At 71.5% G+C, this 12,545-nt stretch carries 7 protein-coding genes; 1 reads left to right on the top strand and 6 read right to left on the bottom strand.

Translation table 11 applies throughout. The features are described from left to right. Window positions 1–6 precede the first annotated feature (6 nt). The 6 genes from AB0I94_RS33240 to AB0I94_RS33215 form a co-directional block, all read right to left on the bottom strand. Entirely contained in the window at window positions 7–915 is a 909-nt protein-coding gene (locus tag AB0I94_RS33240) for a class I SAM-dependent methyltransferase (RefSeq protein WP_363313439.1), read from the bottom strand. Between the two features lie 39 nt (window positions 916–954). Further along, entirely contained in the window at window positions 955–3,210 is a 2,256-nt protein-coding gene (locus AB0I94_RS33235) for a bifunctional glycosyltransferase family 2 protein/CDP-glycerol:glycerophosphate glycerophosphotransferase (protein WP_363313438.1), read from the bottom strand. 171 nt (window positions 3,211–3,381) lie between these two features. Further along, window positions 3,382–4,263 carry a carbohydrate ABC transporter permease gene (locus AB0I94_RS33230; protein ID WP_363313437.1) on the bottom strand — a complete coding sequence of 294 codons (882 nt, stop codon included), beginning with the start codon at window positions 4,261–4,263 and terminating at the stop codon, window positions 3,382–3,384. Between the two features lie 88 nt (window positions 4,264–4,351). Next, window positions 4,352–5,632, bottom strand: coding sequence for a sugar ABC transporter permease (locus AB0I94_RS33225; RefSeq protein ID WP_363313481.1), 1,281 nt, complete (start codon window positions 5,630–5,632; stop codon window positions 4,352–4,354). A 73-nt stretch (window positions 5,633–5,705) separates the two neighbouring features. Next, window positions 5,706–7,100, bottom strand: a complete 1,395-nt coding sequence (locus AB0I94_RS33220; RefSeq protein ID WP_363313436.1) for an ABC transporter substrate-binding protein — start codon at window positions 7,098–7,100, stop codon at window positions 5,706–5,708. 173 nt (window positions 7,101–7,273) lie between these two features. Next, window positions 7,274–10,447, bottom strand: coding sequence for an FHA domain-containing protein (locus AB0I94_RS33215; protein ID WP_363313434.1), 3,174 nt, complete (start codon window positions 10,445–10,447; stop codon window positions 7,274–7,276). 419 nt (window positions 10,448–10,866) lie between these two features. Here AB0I94_RS33215 and AB0I94_RS33210 point away from each other — a divergent pair, with 419 nt between their 5' ends. Next, on the top strand, window positions 10,867–12,492 hold the full coding sequence (locus AB0I94_RS33210; RefSeq protein WP_363313433.1) for a serine/threonine-protein kinase: 1,626 nt from the start codon (window positions 10,867–10,869) through the stop codon (window positions 12,490–12,492). Window positions 12,493–12,545: the final 53 nt, after the last annotated feature.

Genomic DNA, 12,545 nt, shown 5'->3' with positions numbered 1-12,545 from the left:
GACGCGTCAGGAACGCCCCGAGCGCGCCAGCAGCGACGACAGCAGGCTCCTGGCCCTGCCCCCGGCCCCGGAAGGCGCTGAGGCGGGCTCGGCCGCCTGGCCCGGCGGTCGCGGGTCCGCCTCGTTCGCGTGCCGGGACACCGGATGCTCCGGCGGCCTCGCCTTCTTGCCGCTGATCCGGATCATCGGGTGGCCGGCGACCTCCTCGGCGCCGTGCCACATGTCGTCCCGCTCCTTGAGGAAGGCGGCGAGATCGGCGTGGATCGCGTCGTAACCGCCCCACGTCCCATAGAACTTGGTGGCCGTGATGCACAGCGGTTTGAGCCCCGAGCTCGCCACCGCGCCCCAGGTCGCCGCGGCCACGCCCGGACAGTGCTCGGCCCTGAAGTCGTCCAGTACGACGATCCCGTCCTGCCCGAGCACCTTCTGGGCGGCGGCGATGTCCGCGTGGACGTGCTCGTACAGATGCGAGGCGTCGATGTGCACGAAGCGGCAGCTGTCCGCCTGCACGTGCGCGGTGATCCCCGAGGACGGCTCCTGCACGATCTGCGGTAGACCGTCGTGGAAGGAGCGGTAGTTGGCCTCGAAGGCGCGGCGCGTCAGCGTGGCGTACGAGCGGCCCATCTCGGCGGAGTTGGCCTCGTCGGGGGCGGGCGAGTCGAAGAGGTCGCAGACGGTGAAGGTCTCCTGCGCCCGCAGATACGCGCCCATGAAGATGGCGCTCTTGCCCAGATACGCGCCGAGCTCCAGCAGGTCACCGCGTTGCCCGCGGTAGCGCTGCCGGCTCAGTATCCAGTCGAAGAGCACTTGGTCGACCGGGTGGAACCACCCCTTCACATCGGAGAGTCGGCGCGGTCGCGGGCCGGTGTCCTCGCCGGGCGTGGTCGCGGAGGTGGCGTCTGAAGCGTTCTGCATGTCTGGTCCCGGGGATCGGGGGCGAGAAGGACAGTGCTGTTAGAAGCGCGGGGTGGGCCGGGCGGCGTCCGCCCGCGACGGCGGCGCGTCGGCCACTCCCGCGGCCGGCGCCGGCTGCCGGTCCGCCAGTGGCGCCACAGACGGTAGACCCCCTGTCTCCCCGAGCACCACATGCCTCACAACTCGTTCAGCGGCCCGACCGTCGTCGTACACGCAGAAGCGGTTTCGGAAGGCGGCGCGCAGTTGCGCGGAGCGTGAGCCGCGCCAGTGGCCGGTGGCGAAGATGTCGGTGAGTTCGTCCGCGCTGCGGGCGATCGCGCCCGGCGGGAACTCGCGCACGTCGAAGTAGGTGCCCCGGGCCGCCTCGTACGCCTCCCAGTCGGTGGCGTGCAGGACGACGGGGCGGTCGAGGTTGGCGTAGTCGAACATCAGCGAGGAGAAGTCCGTGACCAGGGCGTCGGAGGCCAGGCAGAGCGATTCGACGCTGGGATGGTCCGACACGTCGATCAGGCGGTCCGACGAGGGTGCCAACGGCGCCCCGTAGGAGTGGTGGGCGCGGGCCAGGACGACGAAGCGGGGGCCGAGATCGCGCAGCAGCCGCTTCAGGTCGAGGGAGCACAGCTGGGTGTGGCGGTAGTCGCGGAGGGTGGGCGCGTAGAGGATGGCCACGGTGCCGTGCGGAATGCCGAGGGACGAGCGCAGGCGGGCCACGTCGGCGGCGCTCGCCCGCTGATAGATGTCGTTGCGCGGGTAGCCGTACTCGAGAGTGGTGTACGCGGCGGGGTAGACGCGCTCCCAGACCAGCGTGGAGTGCCGGTTCGCCGACAGGACGTAATCCCATTTGTCGGCGTTGCGCAGAAGGGCGCCGAAGTCCATGCCCCGCGCGGCGGCCGGACGGTCCTGGAGGTCGAGGCCCATCAGCTTCAGGGGCGTGCCGTGCTGCGTCTGGATCATGACCTGGCCGGGGCGTTTGACGAGCCTGCGGTCGAAGTTCACGTTGTTCACGAGGTACTTGGAGCGCGCGAGGGCACTCCAGTACGCGGCCGTGCCGGGGCGGAGCCCGCGGGTGGCCGTCGGCAGGGTGTGGTGGTGGGCGGGGTCCGCGATCCACGCGGTGCGGATGTGCGGGGCGTGTTCGCGCAGCGCGGCCTCCAGGGCGCCGGGGTTGCAGCCGTAGCCGCGGCCCCAGTACGAGGAGAAGACCGCGCGGTCGGCGCGCAGCGGCAGGCGGAGCTGGACGCGGTAGTGCAGTTGCAGCACGGCATCCTTGGCGCGGCGCCGGGCGGTCGCCGCGTACCGGCCGGCCCTCGACCTGACGCGTAGCGCAGTCCACAGGGTCAGGTAGGCGCGGTGCGTGCCGAGCCGCACCAGGGCGTAACGCACGCGGGTGCGGACGCGGGAGTGTGGGCGGGGGCCCGGGACGCGGTAGCGGCGGTAGTGGGCGCGGGCCTCGCGCAGGAACGCGGCGCGGCTGCCGCGCGGGAGGCGGTCGCGTTTGGTGAAGACCGTCGAGAGGTGGTCGACCATCCGCCTGCACAGGACGGGCCGCCAGGCCGCCGACAGCTCCGGGTGCTCGTCGAGGAACGCGAAGACCCGCTCGTACTGGTCGAAGATCTCGAAGTGCCGGCGCGTCGTGGTGCGCAGGATGCTGCCACGGCGGCGTTGCAGGTAGTGCACGCAGACCCGGTCGAGGGTGGCGATCGAGCCCGCCTTCATCAGGACGGGATACGTCCAGGGCGTGTCCTCGTAGAGACCGGGCGGGAAGGCGAAGGCCTCGCGTTCGATGAAGGCGCGGCGGTAGGCCTTGTTCCAGGCGACCATCAGGAGCCGCAACAGGCCGGGCCGGTCGCTCAGCCGGAACGGGGCCGGGCCCTCCTCCGTGAGGAGGCTCGCGAACTGGTTGCGCACGGCCTCGCCCGACCAGAACGTGCGCGCGTAGTCGTAGATCAGGACGTCCGGTTCGTCGGTCTCCTTGATGCGGTCGGAGATCGCGTGCAGGGAGTCGGGGGTGAGGGTGTCGTCGCTGTCGAGGAAGATGAGGTAGTCGCCGTCCGCGAGCTCCATGCCGGCGTTGCGGGCCGGGCCGAGGCCGACGTTCTCCTTGAGGTGCACGGTCTTCACACGGGTGTCACGGGCCGCGCATTCGTCGATGAGGGCGCCACACGCGTCGGGGGAGGCGTCGTCGACCAGGATCATCTCGAAATCCGTGAACGACTGCCCGAGGACTGATTCGAGGCATGCGTGCAGATATGCCTGCACCTTGTACACGGGCACGATGACACTGAACCGGGGCAAGGCACATCCATGGGTAGACGCGGGCATACTGCCCGAAAACGCCCGAACGTCCGCGCGGGTTACGTCGTATGCGGCATCCGGGGGATGGACGCGAACGAGGCGGCCCGGGTGCCGGGCCGCCTCACTCGTCGAACGTATGCGCCTGTGCCGTGGGTGATCGCTAATTGACGGCTACTTGACCGCGCCCGCCATCACGCCGGACACGAACTGCCGCTGGAACGCGAAGAACACGGCCAGCGGGATCACCATGGAGATGAACGCCCCCGGAGCCAGGATCTGCACGTTGTCGCCGAAGGACCGCACCTGTTGCTGGAGCGCGACCGTGATCGGCGGGCTCTGGGAGTCGGCGAAGATCAGCGCGATCAGCATGTCGTTCCAGACCCAGAGGAACTGGAAGATGCCGAGCGAGGCGATCGCGGGCGCGCCGAGCGGCATCACCACCCGGAAGAAGAGCCGCAGTTCACCGGCTCCGTCCAGGCGTGCCGCCTCCAGGAGTTCGCGGGGTATCTCCGCGAAGAAGTTCCGCAGGAGGAAGATCGCGAACGGCAGCCCGAAGGCCACGTGGAAGATGACCACGCCGATCGTCGTCTCGAAGATGCCGACCGCGCCGAAGATCTTCGACACCGGAAGCAGCGCCACCTGCACGGGCACCACGAGCAGCCCGACGACACCGATGAACCACCAGTCGCGCCCCGGGAACTCCATCCACGCGAAGGCGTATCCGGCGAGGGACCCGATGATCACGACGAGCAGTGTCGCCGGGACGGTGATCATGATGCTGGACAGGATCGAGTCGGTGATCGTCTCGTCCTTGAGGAGATTCGTGTAGTTGTCGAACGTCAACTGCGACGGCGCGCTGAAGACCTTCCACCAGCCGCTCTCCGCCATGTCGGCCGAGGTGCGCAGCGACCCGAGCAGCAGACCGATCGTCGGCACCAGCCAGAAAAGACCGACGACGACGAGGAAGACGCGTACGACGGTGCCGCTCAGGACGGACGCGATCCGCCCGCCGAGCGACTCTTTCGCCTTCACCACTTCGACTTGGGTGGTCATCGCCGAGCCTCCCGCCGAAGTCGCCTGACATTGCTGTGCTTTCCCGGGGGGTAACCCCCGGGCCCCCAGCCGGAGAACGGGTGACGCGTCATCGCCGTCCCTCCCGCCGAAGTCGCCTGACATTGAAGAGCATCACCGGGATCACGAGGAGGAAGAGAAGCACGGCGATCGCGCTCGCCACGCCCGCGTCCTTGTCGAGGAACGCGGAGTTGTAGAGCTGGAGCGCCAGGACGTTCGCGTCGTCCTTCGAGGAGTTCGGCGCGATGATGAAGATCAGGTCGAAGATCTTCAGTACGTTGATCATGAGCGTGACCGCCACCACCGCAAGCACCGGCGCGAGGATCGGCACCGTGATCCTGCGGAACACCTGCCACTCGTTGGCGCCGTCCACCCGGGCCGCCTCCAGGAGTTCACGCGGCACACTGGCCAGACCGGCCGCGATCAGGACCATCGCGAAGCCCACCCAGATCCACAGGTACGAGCCGATCACCGCGGGCGTGATCAGGGACGGGCCGAGCCAGTCCACGCCGTTGTACGGCTCGCGGAAGTTCGACGCGGGGAAACGGAGTTGGGCCCCGTCGGCCTCCTTGGGAAGCGCGAAGGTGCCGTCCGCCGCGGCCTCGGTGGAAGCCACCACCTTGCCGTCCTTGACCGCTTCGACCTTGATCCCGGGATAGCCGAACTCGGCCTTGTCCGGGGCGTTCATCTCGCCGCGGCCCTTGCCGCGGGTGAAGTCCTGCCAGGCCGTCCCGGTGACCTTGTCGGGGTCCGGCTTCGCGGCCGAGGCGGACTCGGCGCCGTCCGGCATGTTGTCCGGCGCGACGCCCGTCAGCGGCAGCACCACCGGAGTGCCCGCGCTCACCGGCTCGCGCGTGATGAAGGCGCCGCCGCCCGCCGACTTCAGCGGTGACTCCGTACTGGGATGCGCCTGCGGGAAGGCCGACGACTCGGCGAAGGTGTCGTGCGCGGTCACGAAGATGGCGTTGGCGACACCCCGGTCGGGATCCGACTCGTACACGAGCCGGAAGATGATGCCGGCCGCGAGCATCGAGATCGCCATCGGCATGAAGATGACCAGCTTGAACGCCGTGCCCCAGCGGATCCGTTCGGTGAGCACGGCGAAGATCAGGCCGAGACCGGTCGCCAGGGTCGGCGCGACCACCACCCAGATCGCGTTGTTCTTGATCGCGGTCAGGATGGTGTCGTCGGTGAAGAGCGTCTTGTAGTTGCCGAACGCCGTGAAGTCGCCCGACTTGTCGAAGAAGCTGCGGAAGACCGAGAACCCGATGGGGTAGAGGACGAGCGCGCCGAGCAGCACGAGCGCGGGTGCCAGGAACAGCACCGCCATGCTCTTGCGTGTGCCGGTCACGCTCTTGCGCGGCTGGGGAGCCGGGGGCAGCGCCGCACTCGGCGTGCCCCCGGCGTTCACGGACGCCACCGCTTCAGTCCTTGTACGCCGCGGCGGCGGCCGTCTCCAGCGCCTTCTGCGTTCCCTCGACGTCCTTCGGGTTCTTCAGGAAGTCCTGCAGCGCCTTCCACTCGCCCTTGCCGGGGGTGCCGCCGAACGCCTGCGGGGCCTGGTCGGACATGTCGAAGCGGATGTCGTCGCCCGCCGCGATCAGCGCCTTGGCGATGTCACGCTGCACGTCGTTCGGGTACGCCGCCAGGTCGAGGTTCTTGTTCGGCGAGACGAACCCGCCCGCCTCAGCCCAGATCTTGGCCGAGTCCGGCGACGCGAGGAAGGTGAGCAGCGCCTGGGCGCCCTTGCTGTCCTTCAGGGCCACGGCCGCGTCACCGCCGACCACCGCGGGGGACTCGCTGCCGACCGCCGGGAACGGGAACACCTTGGCGTCCGAGCCGATCTTGGCCTTCGTCTCCGAGATCGGCAACGAGACCATGTCGCCCTCGAAGACCATGCCCGCCTTCGGCTGGTCGCCGCCGGTGAAGGTCTGCTTCACGGAGGCGGGGAACTCGGTCTGCAGCGCGCCGTCCGCGCCGCCCGCGACGAAGCCCTTCTTGCCGAAGAGCTCGCCGAGCGTGGTCAGCGCCTCCTTCACGGAGGGGTCCGTCCACTTGATCTCGTGCTCGGTGAGGTCGTCGTACTTCTCCGGGCCCGCCTGCGAGAGGTAGATGTTCTCGAACCAGTCGGTGAGGGTCCAGCCATCGGCGCCCGCGACGGATATCGCCGGTACGCCGGAGTCGTACACGGTCTGGGCCGTCTTCATGAAGTCGTCCCAGGTCTTGGGCTCCTTGGCGCCCGCGTTGTCGAAGACCTGGGCGTTGTACCAGACAAGGGACTTGTTGGCCGCCTTGAAGTACACGCCGTACTGCTTGTCGTCGACGGCCCCGAGGTCCTGCCAGCCCTGCGCGTAGTTCTTTTCGAGCTGCTTCTGCGCCTCGGGCCCGACCGGCTTGGCCCACTTGTTCTCCACGGCCTGCTCGACCGCGCCGACCTGCGGAAGCATCGCCACGTCCGGCGGCTGGCCACCCGCGACCTTCGACTCCAGGAAGCTGATGATGGGGTCCTGCGCCGGTACGAAGGTGACCTTGGCCCCGGTCCGCTTCTCGAACTCGTCGAGGACCTTGAGGAAGACCTTCCGCTCCGAGCCGCCCCAGACGGCGGCGACGGAGACGGTCTGCCCGTCGAGCTTGGGCAGTTTCACCGCGGCTGCGTTCTCCTTGCCGCCGCCCTTGTTGCCGCCGTCCCCGTCGTCACCGTCGTCCCCGCCACACGCGGTGACGGTGAGCGCGAGCGCGCCCGCGACGAAGGCCGCGGCGAATTTGGCGGTGGTACGCCGGTGGTGCGGTGCCCTGCGTGTGCGAAGACTGCTGCGCATTACTGCCCCGTTTCTCTGCCCTGCCGAGTCCCGTGCGGTCTGTCTACGCCCGGGCGGGGAGGGGCGGCAAGAGCGCAAACAGTGTCAACCAGGTGATCGTGATGGCGTTGTGACGTGCCGTCACGATCTTCGGGCCACGCGTGGTGCTGAGCCGGAGGGAAGGTGGCGCCGAACTACAGGAGAGAGGGCACCTGATCCGCGGCGACAGATCGGGCGGCCCGCTCCAGAGCACTGGCGAGAAGCGCCAAGTCCGTTGGTCCATTGCCCAGTTCACGCACCGGCCGCCGGGCCGGAGGATCACCCATCCGCTCCCACTCCAGCGGGACCACCGTGGGCCGCACCGTGGACGTACGAGGAATCCGTCCCGTGACGCGCCCCGCCTGGAAGGGATGCACCCGGCCCTCGGCCGTACGGAGCTCTCCCCGGCCGGGGGCGGGCTCCTCCGGTCCCGGAGTGACGGCGTCCAGAACGATCCGCAGTGTCGCCCGCCGCCCCAGCTCCGTCTCCGGGGTCCGCTCGCTGCGTGCGGTGGCGGCGACCAGATGCACCCCGAGCCGGTCCCCGTCCCGGGCCACGGCCTCGAGCGCCCGCACGACGGACCCCGCGGCAGGACGCCCCGGCGACCCGAGCGCAGGCGAAAGCAACGCGTCGAAGTCATCGACGAGCACGACGAGCCGAGGCAGCGGAGGCCCCGGATCCACCGCCTTGCGGGCGGCGACGGGCCGCAGCCGCATCGTGGAACTCGGCGGGGTGTCCAGATCGCCTCCGGCGCCACCCGCGGTCCCGGCACCGACGCCGTTCCTGCCGCCCACACCGGCCGCAGGTGCCTGCGCGTGCCACTCCGCGAACCCGAGCCGCCCGAGGAGCTCGGCCCGCCGCTTCAGCTCGGCGGTCAACGACTGGGCGAACTCCCGCATCCGCACGGGGTCGTTGGCGGCCAGATGCGTCGTGACGTGCGGCAGGTCCGTACAGACGGCGAGGCCCTCGACCAGGCGTACGTTCCCCCCGTTCGTCCCGCTGCCGCCGCTTCCCGTGGTGTCCCGGCCGTCGATCAGCACCATGCCGAGGCGGTCCGGGCGCTCGGCCGCGGCCAGCGAGGCGGCGATGGAACGCAACAGCTCCGTACGACCGCTGCCCGAAGGGCCTTCGGCCAGGACGTGCGGGCCCTCGGTGGCGAGGTCCACGACCACGGGGCCGCGCGGACCCGCACCGAGCACCGTCCAGGCTCGTCCGCCCAGCGCCTCGGAATCATCGGCGGCCGCGGCCCAGCGCGCCATGAGCGACGCGGGGGTGGCCCGGGCGAGGCCCAACTCGTCCAGAAGGCGCGCCATTTGGGGCAGTGGAGCGGACACGCGCGCGTGGCCGTCGCCGGGCGCCCCGTCCGTGCGGAAAGGCGCCAGCGCGCGGGCGAACCGCTCGGCCCAGGCCCCCGACACCGCGTCCACCGCGGCGACCGTGCCGTGCCCCACGGGCCGGCCGTCCACGGTCCGCAGCAGCCGAAGCGCGGTCGCCACGTCACCGCTGAGCAGCGCGACGGCGCCGCAGGCGCGGAAGGCGGGCGACACGGAGCACGCGGCCTCGTACGTGGCCGTCACCGGGGAGGCGGGTGACGCGGCGGGGGTCTCCGCCAGGCAGACGACATGGATCCCGGCAGCGGCCCCTTCCCGCGTGAGCCGCACCACGGCTTCGCGCAGCCCGGCCGACCCGGGGTCACCGTCCACCACGACCACAGTGCGGGGCCCGGCGTCCGGAGCGCCCGCGGCGGCGCTGTCGGCAGCGGTGGCGGACGCCCTGTCCGCCTCGTGGTCCTCCAGGCGCCGCAGCAGCTCTCCGGTGCGCGCGGCAGCCTGCTCACGGTCGTAGGCCAGAAGGAGGCGGCAGTCCTGGCCGTGGAGGGGCCGCAGGTGCGGGAGCCAGCCGAGCCAGGACCACTCGGCGGTGCGCTCCGGTGCGGGCCGTGCGCGGTCCGTGCTGAGCAGCACGATCTCCAGGGCGTCGGGGGAGTGCAGCGCGGCGAGTTGGGCGACGACGGCTCGGGTGAGGCCCGCGAGCCGCTCGCGCGGACCCGCGAGGCCGAGCGCACCCGCCTCCCGCAGGCTGACCGTCACGGGGACGGCGGGCAACAGGCCCCGCTCGTCCGGCGTCGCGCGGTCCACCGTGCCGAGCCGGACCGCGAGCGCCTCGGGGTGGCCGGGCCCGCGCTCCCAGAGCCGGGGGCCGGGACCGAGCGCCGTCAGCAGCAGGGCCGCGGGGTCGGGCCAGGACTCCGGGGTCCGCGCGGCGGCGGCCACCGCGAGGTCCTCCGGGGTGGGCGCCGCCGGTTGCGGGAAACCGGCGTCGCTCCCCGTCCCGTACGCGTCGTCCTCGTCGTCCAGCGGGCCGTGCTCGTCGTCACGGGCGCCCGTCAGCCGCCGGGCCCAGGCCGAGAGGCCGCCCCGCCTGCGGAGCGTGCGCGGCACGGGTGTCCCGCGCAAGGGGGTGCCGACACGGGTGCTCTCGGCGTCCGGGGCGCCGCCCTGCTGCGGCACGAGCGGAACATCGGTGAGGGACGTCTGGCCGTGTGCCCCGCCCCCGCCGCCCTCGCCCGCTGCGCCCCAGCTCGCGGAGCCGTACGCGTGGTGGGTGCCCTCGAAGGGCGTGCGGCCCGCTTCCGGGGGCGCGCCGTGGGGGGCTTCGGCGCTCGCGACGACCCGCACGCGCACATGGCCCTCACCGTCCGGAGCCGTCGGCAGCGCGCCGCCCGTCCCGTCCCCGGCGGTGAACCGCAGCGCGGACTCGCCGAGCCGCAGCAGGGAGCCGGGGGTCAGACGCACCGGCCGGTCGGTGATCTCGAGTCCGTCCACCGTCGTGCCGTTCGTCGACCCCAGGTCCGTGACGGTGACCTGGCCGTCCGGGGTGAGCGTCACCGCGCAGTGCAGCCGCGAGACGTCCGGGTCGTCCAGCGGGACGTCCGCGTCCGCCGAGCGGCCGACGCGGATCTGACCGCCGTGCAGGAGATGCACACCGCCCGCGTCGGGGCCCGCGACCACGTGCAACTGGGCGGTGGCTCCCGCGAGTTCGGGGCCGGGTTCGGCGGGGGAGCCGAGCGAGAGCACCGCTCCGTCTATCAGTGGTGGCTCCCCGAGGGTGCAGCGCTGGGCGTCCAGGCGCTCCGACTCGGCGTACAGGACGGCGGGGCCTTCGCCGCCCGCGACGGCGGCGGCGAGACCGGAGGCGACGGTGGCCAGAGCGGTCCCCGCGGGGGCGGTGACCAGCACGTCGCAGGCGCCGCGCGGCGCGACGGGGCGGCCATGGGCCTCGGCGGTCTGGCCGCTGCGCGGCCCGAGGACGGTCAGCCGGATCTGCATCGCCGTCAGCGGTCCCTTCTGCCCTTGCCGCCGGGCACGGGGACTCGCGCTGTGATTCCCCCCACCGCACACGGCCACGTCGGCCAGTAACAGACAAGCATCCTCGCACCTGCCACTGACAACACGCCCGGCGGCCACCCGTATGTGATCTTGATTGGTCGGCTCTGCTCGGAAAAGTGCCTGCTTGGACCGTTGCGATCGTCCGTCATTCCAACGTGACGAAGGTCAATTCGACGCCATCCGGCAACCAACGGCCCCCATGAGGCGTCTTTCCACCGAACAGCTGGCCGGTCACCCGGCGGCCGGCGTGGAATGTGACCGGCCGGTGCCCCGTTCGGCGGCACTACAGTGGGTCGGAACACCTTCCGGCGGGCAGCCGGGTCCGGACAGATCAGCCAGATCAGCAGGGAGCGCATGACGTGCGGCCGGTAGGCAGCAAGTACCTGCTCGAGGAGCCGCTCGGGCGCGGCGCCACGGGCACCGTCTGGCGAGCCCGCCAGCGCGAGACCGCGGGTGCCGAGGCGGCCGTTGCCGGCCAGCCCGGCGAGACCGTCGCGATCAAGGTCCTGAAGGAAGAGCTCGCCAACGACGCGGACATCGTGATGCGGTTCCTGCGCGAGCGGTCCGTCCTGCTCAGGCTCACGCACCCGAACATCGTGCGGACCCGTGACCTGGTCGTCGAGGGGGAGCTCCTGGCCCTCGTCATGGACCTGGTGGAGGGCCCCGACCTGCACCGCTACCTCCGCGAGAACGGCCCGCTCACGCCGGTCGCGGCGGCCCTCATGACCGCCCAGATCGCCGACGCCCTCGCCGCGAGTCACGCGGACGGGGTCGTGCACCGGGACCTGAAGCCCGCGAACGTCCTGCTCAAGCAGGATGCCGACGGTGCGATGCACCCGATGCTCACCGACTTCGGCATCGCGCGTCTCGCCGACTCCCCGGGCCTGACCCGCACCCACGAATTCGTCGGTACGCCCGCGTACGTGGCGCCCGAGTCCGCCGAGGGCCGCCCGCAGACCAGCGCGGTCGACATCTACGGCGCCGGCATCCTCCTGTACGAGCTCGTCACCGGACGTCCGCCGTTCGGCGGCGGCTCGGCCCTGGAAGTCCTGCACCAGCACCTGAGCGCCGAACCGCGCCGTCCCTCCACGGTCCCGGGTCCCCTGTGGACGGTCATAGAGCGCTGCCTCAGCAAGGACCCCGAGCGCCGCCCCAGCGCCGAGAACCTCGCGCGCGCCCTGCGGGCTGTCGCGGACGGCGTGGGCGTGCACGCGTCCAGCGCGCAGATCGCCGCCGCGGAGGGCGTGGGCGCCCTCCTGGCGCCCGACCCGGACCCCACCACGGTGCCGGGGACGGCAGGCGCCGCCGATCCCACCCAGGTGCTCCCGAACAACGCGGGTTCGTACGACCCGAACGCGGCCACGAGCGTCATGCAGAGCACCGGCTCCGGTCCCGGCGCGGGAGGTGCGGGCGACCACGGAGCGGCCGACCCGACGGCCGTCATGCCGCCGGTGCCGCCGAACCAGCCGGGCGCCGACCCGAACGACCCGCACCCCTGGCAGAGCCAGATGCGGGCCGCGCGGGACCGCAACGACCAGACGCAGGTCCAGTCGTACCTGGACCCCAGCGAGGACCCGCTGCGCCGCCGTCGGCCTCAGCGCCAGGTGCAGCAGCCGCAGCCGCAGCAGCGCCCCCAGCAGCACGCGCAGCAGCAGCGCCCGCAGCAGTACGCCCCGCAGCCCCAGCAGCGTCAGCAGTACGCGCCGCCGCCGCAGCAGACGCCGCCCCAGCAGCCGCCCGCGGGACGGCCGCCGCGCGAGCCCAGGCAGCCGCGGCAGCGCAGCTCCAACCCGATGAAGATCCCGGGTCTCGGCTGCCTCAAGGGGTGCCTCTTCACGATCATCATCCTCTTCGTGGCGAGCTGGCTCGTCTGGGAGCTGAGCCCGCTCCAGGAGTGGATCGGCACGACGAAGGGCTACTGGGAACAGCTGACGGACTGGTACGACACCGTCTCCGGCTGGATCGGAAAACTGGGCGGCAATTAGCCGCCCGGTGGTCAGTGATGGGCGAATCCCCTCCCGACTCTGGGGATTTGTCG

This window comes from Streptomyces sp. NPDC050147 (assembly GCF_040660195.1).
GTDB lineage: Bacteria > Actinomycetota > Actinomycetes > Streptomycetales > Streptomycetaceae > Streptomyces.
Note: the sequence above shows the minus strand (reverse complement) of the source record. Positions and strands in the feature narration are given on the sequence as shown.

Excerpts from the sequence above, each read along its gene's own strand:
- AB0I94_RS33240 (WP_363313439.1), bottom strand. The coding sequence starts at position 915 with ATGCAGAACGCTTCAGACGCCACCTCCGCGACCACGCCCGGCGAGGAC.
- AB0I94_RS33230 (WP_363313437.1), bottom strand. The coding sequence starts at position 4,263 with ATGACCACCCAAGTCGAAGTGGTGAAGGCGAAAGAGTCGCTCGGCGGG.
- AB0I94_RS33220 (WP_363313436.1), bottom strand. The coding sequence starts at position 7,100 with ATGCGCAGCAGTCTTCGCACACGCAGGGCACCGCACCACCGGCGTACC.
- AB0I94_RS33215 (WP_363313434.1), bottom strand. The coding sequence starts at position 10,447 with ATGCAGATCCGGCTGACCGTCCTCGGGCCGCGCAGCGGCCAGACCGCC.